This is a genomic window from Lichenicoccus sp. (assembly GCF_965276875.1).
Taxonomy (GTDB): Bacteria; Pseudomonadota; Alphaproteobacteria; order Acetobacterales; family Acetobacteraceae; genus Lichenicoccus.
In genome coordinates, this window is record NZ_OZ255701.1 from 2,267,285 (window position 1) to 2,284,119 (window position 16,835).

Sequence of the window (16,835 nt, forward strand, 5' to 3'; positions counted from 1 at the left end):
GGCTCAGACCTCCAGCATGGCGCTACGCGCCAGCGGACGGATGAACAGGTTGGCGAGGTCGCCGACCTGCTCGAAGCCGTGGATCGGCGAAAACATCAGCTCGATCGACCATTTGGTGGCGAAGCCCTCCGCTTCCAGCGGATTGGCGAGGCCAAGCCCGCAGACCACCAGGTCGGGACGTGCGGCGCGGCAGCGATCGAGCTGGCGTTCGACATCCTGGCCCTCGCTGATCTGGGTGTCGGGCGGCAACAGGGCCAGTTCCTCGGCGAGATGCTGGCGGTGCAGATACGGCGTGCCGACCTCGATCAGCCGCATGCCCATCTCGCGCGAGAGGAAGCGGGCCAGCGGGATTTCGAGCTGGCTGTCGGGAAACAAAAACACGCTCTTGCCGGCGAGCTTGTCGCGCAGCCGGGCGGTGGCCGCCTGCGCGCGGGCCAGCGCGGTCGCGGTCTCGTTGCGGAGACGGCCGAGATCGACGCCCATCGCATCGCACGCCGCCTGCAGCCAGAGCATGGTGCCCTCGGCGCCGATCGGGAACGGTGCGGGGATCAGGCTGGCGCCGCGTGCTTCCAGCGCGCGGGCGGTGTCGGCGAGGAACGGCTGCGCCAGCAGCAGGCGGGTGCCGCTGCCGACGCCAGGCAGGTCGGCGGCGCGTCGCGGCGGCAGGAAGGCGACCGGCCCGAGCCCGATGCGGGCGAACAGGTCGCTCATCTGCGCCTCGACGATGTCGGGCAGCGCGCCGGCGACGAGTAGCGCTTTGGTCTCGTCCTGGCGCATCTCCGGCACCAGGGCGGCGAGGCAGGCATCCTCGCCCTGGGTGAAGGTGGTCTCGATGCCGCTGCCGGAATAGGCCAGCACCCGCACACCAGGCAGGAAACGGCTGGACAGACGTTGCGCGGCGCGATTGAGGTCGAGCTTGATCACTTCCGACGGGCAGGAGCCGACCAGGAACAGCAGCTTGATGTCGGGACGGCGCTCGATCAGCCTGGTGACGACGCGGTTCAACTCCTCGTCGGCATCGGCGCGTCCGGCGAGGTCGCGCTCCTCGATGATCGCGGTGGCGAAGCGCGGCTCGGCGAAGATCATCACCCCGGCGGCGGATTGCAGCAGATGCGCGCAAGTGCGCGAGCCCACCACCAGGAAGAAGGCGTCCTGGATACGGCGGTGCAGCCAGACGATACCGGTCAGGCCGCAGAACACTTCGCGCTGGCCGCGCTCGCGTATTACGGCGTTCATGCCGCACACTCCAGGCCGCGTCGTGCGGCACGCAGCTTGAGCACGAACTGCGTGGCATTGATGACGTAGCTGGCGTAGGCGACCAGGGCCAGCAGCAGCATCCGGGTGGGATCAAGCCAGCCGGTCAGCAGGCAGGCGACATAGGCGGTGTGCAGCGCCAGCACGAGCATGCTGACCGCGTCCTCCCAGAAGAAGGCAGGTGCGAACAGATAGCGGCCGTAGACGTCGTGTTCCCAGAACGAGCCGGTCAGCATGATGGTGTAGAGCACCAGCGTCTTGATGAGCACCGAGGCGGAGGCGACAGCGATACCGTGGCCGGTTGCCAGCGCATGCAGCACCAGGCACAGGCTGACCAGGAACACCGCGAACTGCAACGGCGCCAGCAGCCCCTGCACCAGGGTCCAGCGCGAAGCATCCCGACGTCGACGCTGTTCCGGCGTGTAGAGCGGCTTGATGCTGGTCGATCGTCCCGTCCGGATCACGGCTGGCTCACGTCCTGGTGTGATCTGACGCTAGGGCTCCGCTCAAGAAACTGTCAAGCCAGACTGACGTAAGGCTTAGTTGACAGTTCCGTGCGGAAGCGTGTTTGATCCTGCCGAGGCAAGGAGCGATGCCCGTGGCGCTGTCGAGTCAGAAGCCCAGAGCACCCACAACGGCACCTACGCACGCGAGCTTGTCTGCGATTGCGAACGTCGTCGAGTCCGAAATCGTGCCACGACTGCTCGCGGCGCACGAGGCCCGGCAGCGCGAAGCCAACGCGCCGCCGCCGCTGCTCGAAGCCCCTCTTGCGCCGCGGTCCGCGGTCCCGGCGGATACAGGCGTACTCGGAGAGGATTTTGTCGCGGCCTTCGCCGACGAGTTGATCGGTGCTGCGCGCGGGGCGATCGAGGCGCGTATCGATCGGCTGGCGAGCGGTGGCATGAGTGCGGAGGATATCTGCCTGCACGCCTTGGCACCGACGGCGCGGCATCTGGGCGACCTTTGGGAACGTGACCTCTGTTCCTTCATCGACGTGACCGCCGGCACCGCCACGCTGCACGGCATCATGAATGCTCTGCGTCCGGCCTTCGCCAACCGTCCATCGGCGATGAGCCGCACGCGCACCGCGATGCTGGTGACGGCGCCGGGCGAGCAGCACCGCTTCGGACTGTCGATGCTCGCGGAGTTCTTCCGCAAGGAGGGCTGGCAGGTCGCCCTGCCGCTGGCGACCACGATTGCCCAGATCACCGCCCAGGTAGCGGCCCGTCCGGTCGACGTGCTGGGGTTTTCCGCTGGCAGCGAACGCGTCCTCGGCGCGCTCGCCGCCTGCATCGCGGCGGTCCGCGCCAGCGCCTACAACCCTGACGTCGTGGTCATGGTCGGCGGACCGATCTTTCTCGCGCGTCCGGAGTTCGTCGCCGCGGTAGGCGCCGACGGCACCGCCGGCGATGCGCCCGAAGCGGTACGCCGGGCCTTCGCGCTGCTCAAGGCGCGCCGCGCCGCGCTGACCAGGCGGTTGGCCCGCCCCACTGCGCGCTCCACGTCCAGCCCAGCCAAGGCCGCCGCCTGCGACCGCGGCCCCTCCCACGCGCCGTAAACCGATGAGCCCGCTGCATGTGTTTTCCCACTCGGCAACCCTGTTCAAGACCCTTGGGGTGCCGATGACGGCCCAGCTCATCGCCGCCGCCGCCGACATGGCCCTGATCATCGACCGCGCCGGCGTGGTCAAGGACCTCGCCTTTCGCAATCCCCGCCTGCAGAAGGACCTCAAGAGCGTCTCCAGCTGGCTCGGACGGTCCTGGATCGACCTGGTGACGACCGACAGCCGCCCGAAGGTCGAGGCGCTGCTCGACGAGGCGCAGCGCGCGCAGGGGCCGCATCTGCGCCACCTCAACCATCCCTCGGTCGAGGGCGATGACGTGGCCATCCAGTATTCCGCCGTCGGCATCGACGAGCACGGCATGATCGCGGCGTTCGGCAACGATCTGCGGCCGCTGGCGATGCTGCAGAAGCGCCTGGTGGAGACCCAGCAATCGCTGGAGCGTGACTATACCAGCCTGCGCCAGGCGCAGCAGCGCTACCGGCTGCTGTTCGACACCTCGCTCGACCCGCTGATCGTGCTCGACGCCGCCACCTTGAAGATGGTGGAGATCAATGCCGCCGCACGCGAGATCGCGGGTCCGGTGGGCACGCGAAGCTGGGCGTTCGCCGATCTGTTCGAGCCGCAGGACCGCGCGCCGGTCGGCCGCTTCCTTGCCACCATGCGCATGTCGGGGCGTGCCGATGCGCTGCGGGCGCGTCTGCATGCGCCTTCGCGGGACGGCGCGCGCGAAATCACCATCTCCGCCTCGCTGCTGCACGAGGATGAAGGTGCGTTGTTGCTGGTGCGGATGTCATCGGCGACGCCTGTGGCCAGTCTGAATGTCTCGACCTTGAACGGCCGCCTGCTGACGGCACTCGAGCAGGCGCCGGACGGCTTCGTGTTCACCGACCAGGAGGGCACGGTGCTGGCCGCCAACGCCGCCTTCCTGGCGATGGCGCAACTGGTCTCGGTCGACCAGGCACGCGGCCGCAAGCTCGCCGACTGGCTCGGCCGTGCCGGCATGGAGGTCGACATGGACGTGCTGGTCGCCAACCTGCGCCAGCGCGGCTCGGTGCGTCTGTACAGTACAGAGATGCGCGGCCAGTATGGGTTGGAGACCAGCGTCGAGATCTCCGCCGTCACCGTGCGCGGCTCCGAGCCCGCTGCCTACGGCTTTGCCATCCGTGACGTGGCGCGCCGCGTCGCCGCCAATGATTCGCGCCAGTTGCCCGACATCGGGCGTTCGCCCGAGCAGTTGGTCGAGCTGATCGGGCGCGTCTCGCTGAAGGATCTGGTGCGCGACGCCACCGACGTGATCGAGCGGCTGTGCATCGAGGCGGCGCTGAAGCTGTCCGGCGACAACCGCGCCTCGGCCGCCGAGATGCTCGGGCTCAGCCGCCAGAGCCTGTATGTCAAGCTGCGCCGCTACGGCCTGGGCGAGCTCGAGGAGGGTCTCGACGGCGATCCCGCGGGGGCTCCGGCATGACCGCGCTCGCCTCCTCCGGCCTGATCGCCCGCGCGCCGAGGCCTTCGGCGCTGTTGACCTTGCTTAAGCCGATCACCTGGTTCGCGCCAATGTGGGCGTTCGGTTGCGGCTTGGTCAGTTCGGGGCGTCCGATCACGGCGCATCCGCTCATCGCCGCAGCTGGGGTCCTGCTTGCCGGGCCGTTGCTGTGCGGCACCAGCCAGGCGGTCAATGACTGGTTCGACCGCCATGTCGACGCGATCAACGAGCCGGACCGGCCGATCCCGTCGGGCCGGGTGCCGGGACGCTGGGGCCTGGGTCTGGCGATCAGCTGGAGCGCGGTATCGATGACTGTCGCGATCGCACTCGGGCCTTGGGTGTCGGTGGCGGCGGGGCTTGGGCTGGCACTGGCCTGGGCCTACAGCGCGCCGCCGGTGCGCCTGAAGCGCGACGGCTGGTGGGGCAATCTGGCGGTTGGCGTGAGCTACGAGGGGCTGCCCTGGTTCGCCGGTGCGGCGGTGCTGCAATCGGCTCTCCCCGACCCGAGGATCATCACCGCGGCGGCGCTCTATAGCCTCGGCGCGCACGGCATCATGACCCTGAACGATTTCAAATCCATCGAAGGAGACAGGCAGATGGGACTAGCCTCCCTGCCGGCGCGATACGGTGCCGCGACGGCCTGCCGTATCGCCTGTGTGGTGATGACGTTGCCGCAAGTCATTATGGTGGCACTGCTCTGGCATTGGGGGCTTGGGCTCTATGCGGCGGGGGTCGCAGCCCTGCTCGCGGTGCAGCTTGCCTTGATGGCGCGGCTGTTGACCTCACCGAGGGCGCTTGCGCCTTGGTATAATGCCACCGGCACCAGCCTGTATGTGTTCGGCATGCTCGCCGTTGCCTTCGCGTTGCGGCCATGATGCCCCCCACGAAGACTGGCGATTACGACGTCATCGTCGTTGGCGGCGGTCCGGCCGGTGCCACCGCGGCGCGCAACCTCGCAAGCCTCGGACGCTCGGTGCTGCTGCTTGAGCGCGGCGGTCGTATCAAGCCCTGCGGCGGCGCCATCCCGCCACGTCTGATCTCCGACTTCGACATCCCCGAGCATCTGCTGGTGGCGCGCGCGAAGAGTGCCCGGATCGTCTCGCCGACCGACCGGATTGCCGACATGCCGATCGAGGGCGGCTTCGTCGGCATGGTCGACCGCGAGCATTTTGACGAGTGGCTGCGGGTGCGCGCCGAGGCAGCGGGGGCGGTGCGGCTGTGCGGCCGCTTCGAGCGCATCGGCCGCGACGGTGACGGCACCGCCCTGGTCGAGGGGGTCGCCGACGACGCGCCATTCAGCCTGCGTGCCCGCTGCGTCATCGGCGCCGACGGCGCGAAATCCAATGTCGCCAAGCAAACCGTCCCTGGCGCCGATAAGATGCGCTACGTGTTCGCCTATCACGAGATCGTCCGCTCGCCGCAACACGCCGCGTTCGATGGCGCGCGCTGCGACGTCTATTATCGCGGCAGCCTGTCGCCGGACTTCTACGGCTGGGTGTTCCCGCACGGCGATACCACCAGCGTCGGGCTGGGCAGCGCGCAGAAGGGCTTCTCCTTGCGTCGCGCCACCGACGCGCTGCGCGCGAGTGCCGGGCTGACCGGCGCCCAGACCATCAGGCGCGAGGGCGCGCCGATCCCGCTCAAGCCGCTGAAGCGCTGGGACAATGGACGCGACGTGGTGCTGGCGGGTGACGCCGCCGGAGTCGTGGCGCCAGCCTCCGGTGAAGGACTGTACTACGCGATGACCGGCGGCGCGCTGGCGGCGGACGCGGCCGAGGCGTTCTGCGCGACCAATAACGTCCGCGCACTGCGTCAGGCGCGCCGGCGCTTCATGCGCGCGCACGGCCAGGTGTTCTTCGTCCTGCGTTTCATGCAGGGCTTCTGGTACCAGAGCGACTGGCGGCGCGAGCGCTTCGTCTCCATCTGCCGCGATGCGGACGTCCAGAAGCTGACCTGGACCGCCTACATGACCAAGGAACTGGTGAGGGCCAAGCCGATCGTGCATGCGCGCATCTTCTGCAAGAACGTCGCCTATCTGACCGGGCTGATCGCCACATGAGGAAGCCGGTCGTCATCTCGGCACTGTCTTCCACCGCCGTGCTCGGGCTCGGCGGCGCGTTGACCACGATCGGGCCGTGGTATTTCAGCCTTCGCAAGCCGAGCTGGCAGCCGCCGGGCTGGGCGTTCGGACCGGCCTGGACGGTGATCGGTGGCACCACCGCCTGGGCCGCGGTCACCGGCTGGGACGCGCTCACCACGCGCCGGCAACGCACCACCTTGTTGTGCCTGTTCGCCGCCAACGGCGCGGTCAACGTCGCCTGGACCGTGCTGTTCTTCAATCGCCAGCGCCCGGACCTCGCCTTGCGCGAGGTGGTGCTGCTGTGGCTGTCGATTGCCGCCCTGCTCGTCGATCTGGCGACGGTCTCGCGCCGCGCCGCCTGGCTGATGGCCCCCTACCTCGCCTGGGTGTCGTTCGCGGCCTACCTGAACCTCGTGATCGTCCGTCTCAACCCTTCCGTCCGCCCCAGCTGATCGGTCCCGCCATGATCCCTGACCAAGCCGCCATTGCCGAACGCGCGAGCGTCGCACTCGAAAGGCTGGTCGCGGCGCGCGTCGCGGCACCACCGATACCCGTGGTGGCGCGCCATCACCCGACCCTGCCACTGCGCGTCGGCACCCGCGGCTCGCCGCTGGCGCTGACCCAGACACGCAATTTCCTCGCGCTGATCGCAGGCCTCTGTCCCCGGTTGCGGGACATGGACGTGTTCCGCGAGCAGGTCATCCGCACCACCGGCGACGCCGTGCAGGACCGGCCGCTGGCCGAGCTCGGCGGCAAGGGCCTGTTCGCCAAGGAGATCCACGAGGCGCTCGCCGATCGGCGGATCGACCTCGCCGTGCACAGCCTGAAGGATCTGGAAACCGAGATGCCGGACGGCATCGTGCTGGCCTGCACGCTCAAGCGCGAGGACCCGCGCGACGCGCTGATCCTCAGCGACGAGTGCGCGGCACCCGGCGCCGATGACCCCTATGCGGCCCTTCCCTACGGCGCGCTGATCGGCACCGCGTCGGTGCGCCGGCAGGCACAAATCCTGCACGCGCGGCCCGACCTGCGCTGTGGCATGCTGCGCGGCAACGTGCAATCGCGCCTCGACAAGATCCGTCACGGGGTTTGCGACGCGAGCCTGCTGGCGTTGGCGGGATTGCGCCGGCTCGGCCTGGAGGCGGAGGCGTCGGTGGTGCTCGACGCAACGACGATGGTGCCGGCCGGGTGCCAGGGTGTCGTCGGCATTACGGTGCGCGCGGAATCAACCGAGCTGCGCAGCCTGCTGCTGACGATCGAGGACACGGCGTCCCGGATCACCGCCACCGCGGAGCGCGCCTTGCTGCGAACGCTGGACGGCTCCTGCCGCTCGCCGATTGGCGCTTACGGCGAATTGCAGGCGGACGGCGGCCTGCAATTGACCGGCTTGATTGCACGCGCCGATGGCAGCTTTCTGCTTCGACGCAGCATCACGGGCCGGCCAAGCGACGCGGAACGACTCGGACGCGAACTCGCCTTGTCGCTGCGCGTCGATAGCCCGTCTGATATCTTCGAATGAGCGGCGCTACCCCTGGTCAGTGACAGCCGAAACGAATATCGGCGAGGCTGTCGATCACCTCGGCCAGCATGTCGCGTTCCAGCGGCTCGCTACGTGGCTTGCAGCTTAATCTGTCCTGCACGACGCTGAGCATGTCGACGGCCCGCGTGGTCTCGGAATCGACATCGGAATGATTGGCTTCAGGCAGCAGGAATAGCAGCAGCAGCGTATGCGTCTCGATGGAGTCGGAATCCAGCAACGCGTGCAGGTCGGACAATTCCGGTTTGCTCGGCTGAGCGGTGGCGACGGCTGGATCGTTTGAAAGATCTTTTCTTACCAGCATTCCGGTCACTCCGTCCGCAAGTTAGGCATTTGCTTCGGCAGTGCTCAAACCAGTCAGACACGCTGTGCGCGGTGTAAATCCGACTTGTCGCAGCGGCAGCTTTCCAGCCCCGAGAAATTGATACTTCATTATCGCAACGGGGCAACGATCACAATTCCGAGATAGCTGCGATCAGTCTAAAGTTGCTGCAACGCACAATGAACTTTACGATCAATCCGCCGCGGAGCGTTCGCCTGCATCCATGGCCTGCGCGCCACGCTCGCCGCGTAACATCCTGTGCAGTGCCGCGTGATGATGCCCGGGGTGCCGGCTCAGCAGCGAGCGCGGCAGGCTCCCGGCCAGCACGGTCAGTCGGCGCCGCTGCGGCACCACGCAGCGCGGCGCGAGGAGGTAGTCCGGCCCGGCGCGCAGGATACGCCGGCCGATCTCGCGGTAGACCGCGGCCGCGGCACCGATCGCCAGGCGCGGCCGCCACGGCAGATAGGCGAGCCCCCGCCTGCCGCTTTCATAATACAGGTCGGCCAGCGCCAGCACCCGCTCGACGGCCGCGTACACCGGTTGCGGCTGTGTCGGCGCGGCACCGGCAAGCCAGCTTTGCGGCAGATAGATACGGTCGCGCCTGGCGTCCTCGGCAACGTCGCGGGCAATGTTGGTGAGTTGCATGGCGACGCCGAGATCCAGCGCATGCGGGCTTGCCCGCGGCGCGGTGACGCCGAGCAGCCGGCACATCAGCAGCCCCACGGTGCCGGCGGCGCCATACGCATACCGCACCAAGGCGCCCTCGTCGGCGATCCGCACTGTCCCGAGATCGCCGATCATGGTGTCGATCAGCCGTGCCGCGATCGCCGGATCCAGACCGTGCCGCACCACCAGCCTGCGGAAGCCGGCAAGCACCGGCATGGGCGCGCCGGCCAGCACGGCCCGACGCAGCTCCACGAGGGCGGCGCGGGCGCCGTGCGGGTCGGCACGGCATTCGTCGGCGAGATCGTCGACGTGGCGGCAAAAGGCATAGAGCTCGGCGGCATCGCGCAACATCTCGCGTGGCAGCAGGGTGCCGGCGAGGCGGAAGGTGCGGCCGTGGCGGCTCAGCGTCGCCAGCGCCGGGGAACCGGCGGCGGCACGGCTGCGCACGCTCATTGGTGTTCTCGCATCAGGGTCTGCTCGGCGCGAAGCAATCGCTCGACGACCTTGGCCGAGGTCAGCACGCCCGGCAACCCGGCGCCCGGATGCGTGCCGGCGCCGGCCAGATAGAGGCCGTCCAGCTCCTCGGAGCGGTTATGGAAGCGAAACCAGGCCGACTGTGTCAGGCGCGGCGCCACCGAGAACCCGCTGCCATGCAGGCTGCGGTAGTCGGTGGCGAAATCCCGCGGGGTCAGCCACAGGCAGGTGCGCAAGGCGGCGCGCAGGCCCGGCAGTTCACGGGCTTCGAGCAGTGCGAGGATGCGGTCGCGCAGGATCGGCGCGGCTCGGTTCCAATCGATCGGCGCGCGCAGGTTCGGCACCGGCGCCAGCACATAAAAGGCGTCCTGACCAGGCGGGGCGGCGTCGGGATCGGTCGCGGTCGGCCGGTGCAGATACAGGCTCGGATCGTCGGGCAGCACCGCGTCGCGGCCGAATACCTCGTCGAGCAGCGACTTCCAGCGTGCGCCGAGGATGATGGTGTGGTGCGCCGTGTCGGTGAAGCGACGGTCAGTGCCGAAATACAGCACGAACAGGCCCATCGAAAAATCGAGACGGTGTAGACGCCGCGCGGTCCAGACCCGTTTGGCCAGATCAGGCAGCAGCTCCGCGTAGAGCGCCGGCGCGTCGGCATTGGCGATCACCAGGTCGGCTGGCAGATGCCGCCCCGAGGTGAGAGCGACGCCGGTGACGTGTCGCCTTCGCCCGCCTGGCGAGACGGTGATCCGCGCCACGTCGGCACCGAGCTGTATGTCGACCCCATGCCGTTGCATCAGCGCGCCCAGGGCTGCCACGAGGGCGCCGGTGCCGCCGCGTGCGAACCAGACCCCCCAGCGCCGTTCCAGATGCGCGATCAGCGCATAGATACCGCTGGTGTGGAACGGATGGCCGCCGACCAGCAGCGGCTGCAGGCTGAACACCCGGCGCAACGCCGGGTCGCGCAGGCAGGAGGCGACCAGGCCCGCGACCGAGCGGTGGCCGCCGAGCCGCACGATCGCGGGAAACGCCGCCAGCATGGTCGACAGCCGGTGGAACGGCTGTGTGCCGTAGCGCTCGTAGCCGACCGCATAGAGCCGGGCGGCGCGAGCCAGCAACCGCTCGTAGCCGGCGACGTCGCCTGGCGAGAAGGCGGCGATGCGCCCGCGCATCGCCTCAGGATCGCCGTCATAGTCGAAGCGGCGGCCGTCGGCGAAGCTGATCCGGTAGAACGGCGCCACGGCACGCAGCTCGACATGATCCGACAGCCGCTCGTCGAACAGCGCAAACAGCTCCTCGAGCAGGAACGGCGCGGTGATCACGGTTGGTCCGGCGTCGAAGCAAAAACCGTCCTGTTCGAGCACCCGCCCACGCCCGCCGAGCTGGTCCAGCCGGTCGAGCAGTGTCACCTCGTGCCCAAGCGCGCGGGCACGCAACGCCGCGGCCATTCCCCCAAACCCGGCGCCGATCACGACGACCCGACGACGCGGCATGCCGTGCATGGTGTCCTCCGAACCCCGGGATGGAGCGTACCGCCTTAATGCGGAGGGAGAAAGAGCCGGACGATCAGCACGGCGAGACCGGCGATTGCAATCGGCATCTGGAATGGACGCAGACGCGCGAAAAAGGCCGGCGTTTCGTGCCGTCGGGCGGCGAGCGGGTCGAGGATGGCAATACTCACATAGCCGAGCAGCAGCAGGCCAAGCGTGACCGCGGGCCATGGCGACAGCAATGCGCCCAGACCCAGCAGGATCGCGGCCGCCCAGGCAGGTCCCGCAATCCAGACCAAAATCGCCGCCATCGGCAGCGGCAGCATCGGGCCGTAGCCCAAAACAGGCTGAGCGGCGGCACCTCGCACTTGACGGTGCTCAACGAGGAGCGGAGCGTCAGGATTTCCGGCAGCAAGGACGACGATCGTGGACAAGGAGGCGTTGACCGCCTGGGCGCTCGGCAGTGGCTGGACGATGATCGCGGGCGCACCGAGCCTGACCAAGCCGAACGCGCCGACGCAGCCGATCGTGCGGCTGGTGCTCAAGGCGACCGTGGCCAATCTCGAGGTCAGGAAACCCGCCGGAAAGTGGGAAAAAATCGCTGGCGAGAGTTACGGCAAGATCACCGCCGACCCCGACACCGGCGTGCCGGTCGGGCTGGGCTTCGAGCGTATCCCGAGCTTCTCGCGGCTGATGCAGGACAACCGCGACCGCAAGGTCTTCGGCTGAAACTCAGCGCACCAGCATCCACAAGCCGCCCGAGAACAGGACCACGGCGGCAAAGGCAAGACAGTTCGTCACGATCGAGATCGTGTCGCGGCGGAACTCTGGCATCCTGGTCGACATGTCTTTTCCTGTCCGTTTCAATCCCGGACCGAAATAGGGCATCTCGAGAACGCCTGTCCATACATAACGATAACGAACCGGACTATTCCGCGGCGCGATGGAAATTAGCCGCGGTTCCAATAGCGCAAGCACGAGTGGCACAGGCACGGGCAGCGTCGCCAAAGGCGGCGAAGATCGCGTGCGAAAGAGCGTCGCCTTCATAGTCGAATTCAGGGTGCCACTGCACGCCCAGGGCGAACCCACGGGCATCCGCCACCCGGACCGCCTCGATGGTCTGATCCGACGCCATGGCCTCGACGGCAAGCCGCGTTGCGAGCCGGTCGACGCCCTGATGGTGCAGCGAGTTGACCCGCACATAACCCGCACCGCCGGCCAGAGCGTGCAACAGGCCGCCTTCGGCAAGGGCTACGTCGTGCGACTTGCCATGTCGGACGGCAGGATCGGGACTGTCCGGTGCGGCATGGTCGAGCCGGCTCGGCAGGTCGCACAGACGCTGATGCAGACTGCCGCCGAGGGCGACGTTGAGTTCCTGAAAGCCGCGGCAGATCGCCAGCACCGGCAAGCCCGCGTCGATCGCCGCCCGGGTCAGCGGCAGCGTGACCGCGTCGCGGCGCTGGTCCTCCGGCGTGCCCTCCGGGTGCGGGCAGCCGCCATATTGGTCCGGGCAGACATTCGAGCGGCTACCGGTCAGGATCAGGCCATCCAGGCGCGAGAGCAGCGTCTCGATATCTACGGCTTCGCCGTTGGCGGGGATCAGCACCGGAACACCCAATACGATGCGGTCCGTGACCTCGACATAGGTGTCGGAGGCGGCGTGGTTCTCGGTGCCGTACTGGCCAAACGCCTTGCGGCAGCAGGTGATCCCGATCAATGGCTTCATTGCGCGTCATCTTCGCAAAGCATGACGCGATTTTGAAGAAAAAACGTTAAAGTTTCACTTCAGTTCGCTTGGCCGATATCGGTGTCGAACAGGTTCTGCGGGAAGCTGCCGCCCAGCACCACGTTGCTGAGCATGACCTGGGTCTGCTTGCCCTGCGCGTCGATCACGCTCCAGGACCGGAGCGCCAGCGGCTGGTCGGAGAAGATCAGCGTCAGGCTGCCGTCCCCAGGCGTTGTTGTGCGCACCAAAGTGAGTTGCATTTGGCCGTCGGCGTGACGGAAAGCGGTGAGCGTGACGGCGCCGGACAGGGTGACGTTTGGTGCCAGCAACAGGCCGAGGGGAGTCTTGTCCAGCGGCAGGGTCGTGGTCTGCCTGAGTTCGCTGTCGTTGAACACCAGCGTGCCGTGATTGGCCACCAGCAGCAGCGGGCTGGGCTTGTTGTACTGAAAGCGCATGCGGCCGGGCCGGTCGAGCCAGGCGGTGCCCTGCGTAGTGGCGCCGTCCGGTGCGATCTGCACGAAATGCGCCTTGAGCGTGGTGATCGCGTCTAGCGTGTCCTGGATGCGCTCCACCCGGCCGCGATCGGCGGGTGTCAGGTGCGCCGGGATCGGTGCCTGTGCAAAGCTTGCAGCCGGGGCAGACAGCCCGGCAACAAGGAGCAGAACGGCAAGCCTGCGCATCATTGCGGTTCCCTCTTCAAGGTGGCGGCGATGCGCGCGCAGGCCTGTTCCAGCCGGTCCGGCTCGACCGCGAAGCACAGCCTGAGGCAGCCTTCGCCGCTGGCGCCGAAGGCGCGGCCGGGGGCAAGGCCGACCCGGCCTGCGTGCAGCAGCCGGCGCGCGAGGGCAAGGCTATCGGTGCAGCCGGCGACCGCGAAGAAGCAATACATCGCCCCGTTCGGCACCGGCACGGTGACGCCTTCGATCGCGCCAAGCCGGGCGCAGGCGAGATCGCGCAGGTCGCGATAGCGCGCCACGGTCTCGGCGATGAACCCCTCGCCCTGTTGCAGTGCCGCGACCCCGGCCAGTTGCACGAAGGGCGGCGAGCAGGAGACGTTGAACTCGCTGAGCTTGCCGAACGCCGCCATCAGCGCCACCGGGGCGGTGAGCCAGCCCAGTCGCCAGCCGGTCATCGACCAGCTCTTGGAAAAGGAGTTGATGCCAATGACGCGATCCTCCGGCTCGGCAATGTCGAGGAACGAAGGCGATGCGTGCCCGCTGAACACCATCCGCTCATAGACGTCGTCGGCAAGGATCCAGATGCCGTGGCGGCGGCAATGGGCGAGCAGGATATGCAGCACCTCGCGCGACAGCATCCAGCCGGTCGGGTTGCCTGGCGCGTTCAGGATCACCATGCGGGTGCCGGGCGAGAGTGCCGCGAGCAGTTCGTCCAGGTCGAGCGACCAGTCCGCGCGCTCTCCGTTCAGGCGCAGCGGCACGGTTGCGACTTCGGCGCCGAGCACGCGCGGGATGCCCACCAGGTTCGGCCAATGCGGCTCGACCACGACGACTCGGTCGCTGACATCGAGCAGCGCCTGGCAGGCCAGCATGACGGCGTTAACCCCGGAGGCGGTCACACAGACGCGATCGAAGGCGCTGCGTCGGCCGAGCCCGGATTGGTACTCGTTGATCGCCGCGCGCAGCGGGTCGATGCCGTAGTTCGAGTTGTAGAATGTCTGCCCGGCATCCAGGGCGCGCTTGGCGGCGTCGCGGATGAAGCCGGGTGTGACCGCGTCCGGCTCGCCGAACCAGAGCGGGATCAGGTCGGCGACGCCCGCACCCTCGACGGAGACGGTGCGAATCATCGAGCCTTCGAGGCCGGCGATCGTTGAGCGAGGAAGCGGGGCGTGCATCCGATCAGTGCCGGAAGTGACGCATGCCGGTGAACAGCATTGCAATCCCGGCCCGTTCGGCAGCCTCGATCACCTCAGTGTCGCGCACCGAGCCGCCGGGCTGGATCACCGCCGTGGCCCCCGCGTCGATGATCGTCTGCAGCCCGTCCGCGAACGGAAAGAAGGCGTCCGACGCGGCCACGCTGCCACGGGTCAGCGGCTCCGGCAGACCGGCCGCGATCGCTGCCTCTGCGGCTTTGCTGGCGGCGATCCGTGCGGCATCGACCCGGCTCATCTGGCCGGCGCCGATGCCCACGGTGGCGCCGTCGCGGACATGGACGATGGCGTTCGACTTGACGTGCTTGCAGACCCGGAAGGCAAAGATGAGATCAGCGTGCTCCTGTGGGGTGGGGGCGCGCTTGGTGACACAGCGCAGCCGCGCGCCGTCGAGGCGGCCGCTGTCGCGCTCCTGCACCAGGAAGCCGCCGGCGACGGAGCGGAAGGCGAGCCCGGCCGCGGCGGGATCGGGCAGGGCTCCGGTGAGCAGCAGGCGCAGATTCCTCTTGGCCGCGAGGATCGCGCGGGCGGCGTCGGTGGCGTCGGGGGCGACGATCACTTCGGTGAACAGGCCGGCGATGCAAGCGGCGGCGGCTTCGTCGAGGGTGCGGTTCAGGGCGACGATGCCGCCGAAGGCGGAGACCGGGTCGCAGCGCAAGGCCAGCTGCCAGGCGGCCTCCAGGCTGGCGGCACTCGCGACGCCGCAGGGGTTGGCATGCTTGACGATCACGACCGTGGGGGCGGCGAACTCGCAGACCGCCTCGAAGGCGGCGTCGGTATCGTTGAGGTTGTTGTAGGACAGCGCCTTGCCCTGGAGCTGTCGGGCGGTGGCGACCCCCGGACGGTGGGTGCCGTCGGTATAGAAGGCTGCGGCCTGATGCGGGTTCTCGCCGTAGCGCAGGGTCTCGGCGCGCACGCCGGTGAGGGTCATGTGGCGCGGCAGGCGATCGCCGCGGTCGCGGGCGAACCAGGCCGCGATGGCGGCATCGTAGGCGCACGTACGGGCGTAGGCGGCACCCGCCCAGGCGCGGCGGTCGGCGCGGGTGGCGCCGCCGAGTGTCGCCAGCGTCTCGATGAAGCCGTCATATTGGCCAGGTTCGGTCAGCACGGTGACGTGGGCGTGGTTCTTGGCCGCGGCTCGGATCAAGGCCGGGCCGCCGATATCGATGGTCTCGATGCAGTCCGCCGCCTCGGCGCCTGCCGCAACCGTGGCCTCGAACGGGTAGAGGTTGACGCAGACCAGGTCGATCGGCGCGATCCCGTGCGCTGCCATCTGCTCAAGATGCGCAGGCAGGTCGCGACGGCCAAGGATGCCACCGTGGATCTGCGGCACCAGGGTCTTGACCCTGCCGTCGAGGATTTCCGGAAAGCCGGTATGGTCACTGACTTCCGTGACGGCCAGCCCCGCCGCGCGCAGTGCCGCGGCCGAACCGCCGGTGGAGAGCAGCTCGGCACCATGCCGCACCAGCGCCGCGCCAAGGGCGGCAATCCCGGTCTTGTCGGACACGGAAATCAGCGCGCGCCGGATCGGCAGGATGTCGGGGGCGGACGGCGTCATAGGCGGGTGGCCTTGCTGGCGATGAAAGCGTGCGGTCTATCGCGACCCGGCCGGCGGCACAAATGCAGGCGATGCGAAGTGTAGGTAGCGAAGTCTGCGCGCCGGGCCGCCCGTCAGGATTGGCTGGCCGAGTCCATCCGCACGCAGCTCGACGCGGCGGAGCAGCAGCAACTGGCGGCCGCCCTCGCATTGATAGCGCGTCTCGTCGAGAATCCCTGATTGCACAAGGATACGCATTATGCCCGCAACCATGCTCGACGCGACAACAGCCTGATCGTCATCGACCTGCAACAAGGCATCGCGGCGCTGCCCACCGCGCATCCCACGACCCATATCGTCAGGCATACCAGCATGATCGCTCGCTGCCTGTGGTGCTCGTCACGGTCGACGATCAGCCGCCGGGCCGCACCGAACAGGCGCGCCGCCTTGCTGACCGCCCCGCCGGCTGGTCCGACCTGGTGCCGGAGCTCAATCGCCAACCGAGCAACCATGTCGTGACCAAACGTACTCGGGGCGCGTTCGCCAGCACCGATCTGGAGGCATACCTGCGCACGCGTGGCGTGACACAAGTGGTGATCGTCGGCATCTCGACCAGCGGCGGCGTGGAATCGACGGCGCGTCACGCCTTCGACCTCGGCTTTAACGTCACCATTGCCACGGACGCCACGACTGATATGGATGCCGAGACGCACGACCGCAGCGTGACATGTGTGTTCCCGAAGCTGGGGGAGACCGCGACGGCTCGGGCGGTCATCGCGCTACTCGACGAAGCGGGCGCCTGAACATGATGGATCGA

The 16,835-nt window shown here is 68.3% G+C and carries 19 protein-coding genes; 8 read left to right on the forward strand and 11 right to left on the reverse strand.

The genetic code is table 11. The annotated features are described in order from the left end of the window. Positions 1 to 3: 3 nt before the first annotated feature. Together ACQY4K_RS10970 and bchF are read right to left on the reverse strand one after the other, a co-directional pair. On the reverse strand, positions 4 to 1,236 hold the full coding sequence (locus tag ACQY4K_RS10970; protein ID WP_428390247.1) for a ferredoxin:protochlorophyllide reductase (ATP-dependent) subunit N: 1,233 nt from the start codon (positions 1,234 to 1,236) through the stop codon (positions 4 to 6). After that, positions 1,233 to 1,718 carry a 2-vinyl bacteriochlorophyllide hydratase gene (gene bchF, locus ACQY4K_RS10975; protein ID WP_428390248.1) on the reverse strand — a complete coding sequence of 162 codons (486 nt, stop codon included), beginning with the start codon at positions 1,716 to 1,718 and terminating at the stop codon, positions 1,233 to 1,235. The genes ACQY4K_RS10970 and bchF overlap by 4 nt, the downstream gene beginning before the upstream one ends. 191 nt (positions 1,719 to 1,909) lie before the next feature. Here bchF and ACQY4K_RS10980 point away from each other — a divergent pair, with 191 nt between their 5' ends. Genes ACQY4K_RS10980 through hemC form a run of 6 tightly spaced genes read left to right on the forward strand, consistent with a single transcriptional unit; the run spans position 1,910 to position 7,900 of the window. Continuing rightward, a complete protein-coding gene (locus tag ACQY4K_RS10980) occupies positions 1,910 to 2,812 on the forward strand; it encodes a cobalamin B12-binding domain-containing protein (protein ID WP_428390249.1) in 903 nt (300 codons plus the stop codon). 4 nt (positions 2,813 to 2,816) lie between these two features. Next, the gene (ppsR, locus tag ACQY4K_RS10985; RefSeq protein WP_428390250.1) at positions 2,817 to 4,283 is read left to right on the forward strand and encodes a transcriptional regulator PpsR; all 1,467 of its coding nucleotides are present in this window, start codon (positions 2,817 to 2,819) and stop codon (positions 4,281 to 4,283) included. Continuing rightward, positions 4,280 to 5,176 (forward strand): chlorophyll synthase ChlG, encoded by an 897-nt coding sequence (gene chlG, locus ACQY4K_RS10990; protein ID WP_428390251.1) that lies wholly within the window; start codon positions 4,280 to 4,282, stop codon positions 5,174 to 5,176. The genes ppsR and chlG overlap by 4 nt, the downstream gene beginning before the upstream one ends. Beyond that, the gene (locus tag ACQY4K_RS10995) at positions 5,173 to 6,360 is read left to right on the forward strand and encodes a geranylgeranyl diphosphate reductase (protein ID WP_428390252.1); all 1,188 of its coding nucleotides are present in this window, start codon (positions 5,173 to 5,175) and stop codon (positions 6,358 to 6,360) included. The genes chlG and ACQY4K_RS10995 overlap by 4 nt, the downstream gene beginning before the upstream one ends. Then, on the forward strand, positions 6,357 to 6,833 hold the full coding sequence (locus ACQY4K_RS11000) for a TspO/MBR family protein (protein ID WP_428390253.1): 477 nt from the start codon (positions 6,357 to 6,359) through the stop codon (positions 6,831 to 6,833). Before ACQY4K_RS10995 ends, ACQY4K_RS11000 begins: the two co-directional genes overlap by 4 nt. An 11-nt stretch (positions 6,834 to 6,844) precedes the next feature. Continuing rightward, positions 6,845 to 7,900: a hydroxymethylbilane synthase gene (gene hemC, locus ACQY4K_RS11005; RefSeq protein ID WP_428390254.1), complete on the forward strand. Its 1,056-nt coding sequence runs from the start codon at positions 6,845 to 6,847 to the stop codon at positions 7,898 to 7,900. 16 nt (positions 7,901 to 7,916) lie between these two features. Here hemC and ACQY4K_RS11010 read toward each other — a convergent pair whose 3' ends face one another. The 4 genes from ACQY4K_RS11010 to ACQY4K_RS11025 all read right to left on the reverse strand — a co-directional run bounded on the left by ACQY4K_RS11010 (position 7,917) and on the right by ACQY4K_RS11025 (position 11,193). Then, complete coding sequence (locus ACQY4K_RS11010; RefSeq protein WP_428390255.1) at positions 7,917 to 8,231, reverse strand: hypothetical protein; 315 nt, start codon at positions 8,229 to 8,231, stop codon at positions 7,917 to 7,919. A 201-nt stretch (positions 8,232 to 8,432) separates the two neighbouring features. Beyond that, on the reverse strand, positions 8,433 to 9,359 hold the full coding sequence (locus ACQY4K_RS11015) for a phytoene/squalene synthase family protein (RefSeq protein WP_428390256.1): 927 nt from the start codon (positions 9,357 to 9,359) through the stop codon (positions 8,433 to 8,435). Next, positions 9,356 to 10,879 (reverse strand): phytoene desaturase family protein, encoded by a 1,524-nt coding sequence (gene crtI, locus ACQY4K_RS11020; protein WP_428390257.1) that lies wholly within the window; start codon positions 10,877 to 10,879, stop codon positions 9,356 to 9,358. The genes ACQY4K_RS11015 and crtI overlap by 4 nt, the downstream gene beginning before the upstream one ends. Positions 10,880 to 10,914: 35 nt before the next feature. After that, positions 10,915 to 11,193 (reverse strand): hypothetical protein, encoded by a 279-nt coding sequence (locus ACQY4K_RS11025; protein WP_428390258.1) that lies wholly within the window; start codon positions 11,191 to 11,193, stop codon positions 10,915 to 10,917. Between the two features lie 100 nt (positions 11,194 to 11,293). Between ACQY4K_RS11025 and ACQY4K_RS11030 the strand changes: the two genes are divergently transcribed. Next, positions 11,294 to 11,596: a hypothetical protein gene (locus tag ACQY4K_RS11030; RefSeq protein WP_428390259.1), complete on the forward strand. Its 303-nt coding sequence runs from the start codon at positions 11,294 to 11,296 to the stop codon at positions 11,594 to 11,596. Positions 11,597 to 11,795: 199 nt separating this feature from the next. Here the strand turns inward: ACQY4K_RS11030 and ACQY4K_RS11035 are convergent, their stop codons facing one another. The 5 genes from ACQY4K_RS11035 to ACQY4K_RS11055 are packed head-to-tail and all read right to left on the reverse strand — an operon-like array spanning position 11,796 to position 16,384. Then, on the reverse strand, positions 11,796 to 12,593 hold the full coding sequence (locus tag ACQY4K_RS11035; RefSeq protein WP_428390260.1) for a gamma-glutamyl-gamma-aminobutyrate hydrolase family protein: 798 nt from the start codon (positions 12,591 to 12,593) through the stop codon (positions 11,796 to 11,798). Positions 12,594 to 12,652: 59 nt separating this feature from the next. Further along, entirely contained in the window at positions 12,653 to 13,276 is a 624-nt protein-coding gene (locus ACQY4K_RS11040; RefSeq protein ID WP_428390261.1) for a LolA family protein, read from the reverse strand. Further along, on the reverse strand, positions 13,273 to 14,397 hold the full coding sequence (locus ACQY4K_RS11045; RefSeq protein WP_428390262.1) for a pyridoxal phosphate-dependent aminotransferase: 1,125 nt from the start codon (positions 14,395 to 14,397) through the stop codon (positions 13,273 to 13,275). The genes ACQY4K_RS11040 and ACQY4K_RS11045 overlap by 4 nt, the downstream gene beginning before the upstream one ends. Before the next feature lie 52 nt (positions 14,398 to 14,449). Then, on the reverse strand, positions 14,450 to 16,039 hold the full coding sequence (gene purH, locus ACQY4K_RS11050) for a bifunctional phosphoribosylaminoimidazolecarboxamide formyltransferase/IMP cyclohydrolase (protein ID WP_428390263.1): 1,590 nt from the start codon (positions 16,037 to 16,039) through the stop codon (positions 14,450 to 14,452). Positions 16,040 to 16,075: 36 nt separating this feature from the next. Next, positions 16,076 to 16,384, reverse strand: coding sequence for a hypothetical protein (locus ACQY4K_RS11055; protein WP_428390264.1), 309 nt, complete (start codon positions 16,382 to 16,384; stop codon positions 16,076 to 16,078). A 23-nt stretch (positions 16,385 to 16,407) separates the two neighbouring features. On the opposite strand from ACQY4K_RS11055, the gene ACQY4K_RS11060 reads away from it, so the two are divergent. Further along, on the forward strand, positions 16,408 to 16,821 hold the full coding sequence (locus ACQY4K_RS11060) for a cysteine hydrolase family protein (protein WP_428390265.1): 414 nt from the start codon (positions 16,408 to 16,410) through the stop codon (positions 16,819 to 16,821). Positions 16,822 to 16,835: the final 14 nt, after the last annotated feature.

What these genes read in the sequence shown, in the direction of transcription:
- ACQY4K_RS11040 (WP_428390261.1), bottom strand. Translation starts at nt 13,276, where the DNA reads ATGATGCGCAGGCTTGCCGTTCTGCTCCTTGTTGCCGGGCTGTCTGCC.
- ppsR (WP_428390250.1), top strand. Translation starts at nt 2,817, where the DNA reads ATGAGCCCGCTGCATGTGTTTTCCCACTCGGCAACCCTGTTCAAGACC.
- hemC (WP_428390254.1), top strand. Translation starts at nt 6,845, where the DNA reads ATGATCCCTGACCAAGCCGCCATTGCCGAACGCGCGAGCGTCGCACTC.
- ACQY4K_RS10970 (WP_428390247.1), bottom strand. Translation starts at nt 1,236, where the DNA reads ATGAACGCCGTAATACGCGAGCGCGGCCAGCGCGAAGTGTTCTGCGGC.
- ACQY4K_RS10995 (WP_428390252.1), top strand. Translation starts at nt 5,173, where the DNA reads ATGATGCCCCCCACGAAGACTGGCGATTACGACGTCATCGTCGTTGGC.
- ACQY4K_RS11000 (WP_428390253.1), top strand. Translation starts at nt 6,357, where the DNA reads ATGAGGAAGCCGGTCGTCATCTCGGCACTGTCTTCCACCGCCGTGCTC.
- ACQY4K_RS11045 (WP_428390262.1), bottom strand. Translation starts at nt 14,397, where the DNA reads ATGATTCGCACCGTCTCCGTCGAGGGTGCGGGCGTCGCCGACCTGATC.
- ACQY4K_RS11025 (WP_428390258.1), bottom strand. Translation starts at nt 11,193, where the DNA reads ATGCTGCCGCTGCCGATGGCGGCGATTTTGGTCTGGATTGCGGGACCT.
- chlG (WP_428390251.1), top strand. Translation starts at nt 4,280, where the DNA reads ATGACCGCGCTCGCCTCCTCCGGCCTGATCGCCCGCGCGCCGAGGCCT.
- crtI (WP_428390257.1), bottom strand. Translation starts at nt 10,879, where the DNA reads ATGCACGGCATGCCGCGTCGTCGGGTCGTCGTGATCGGCGCCGGGTTT.
- ACQY4K_RS11055 (WP_428390264.1), bottom strand. Translation starts at nt 16,384, where the DNA reads ATGCCTGACGATATGGGTCGTGGGATGCGCGGTGGGCAGCGCCGCGAT.
- ACQY4K_RS11015 (WP_428390256.1), bottom strand. Translation starts at nt 9,359, where the DNA reads ATGAGCGTGCGCAGCCGTGCCGCCGCCGGTTCCCCGGCGCTGGCGACG.
- purH (WP_428390263.1), bottom strand. Translation starts at nt 16,039, where the DNA reads ATGACGCCGTCCGCCCCCGACATCCTGCCGATCCGGCGCGCGCTGATT.
- ACQY4K_RS11035 (WP_428390260.1), bottom strand. Translation starts at nt 12,593, where the DNA reads ATGAAGCCATTGATCGGGATCACCTGCTGCCGCAAGGCGTTTGGCCAG.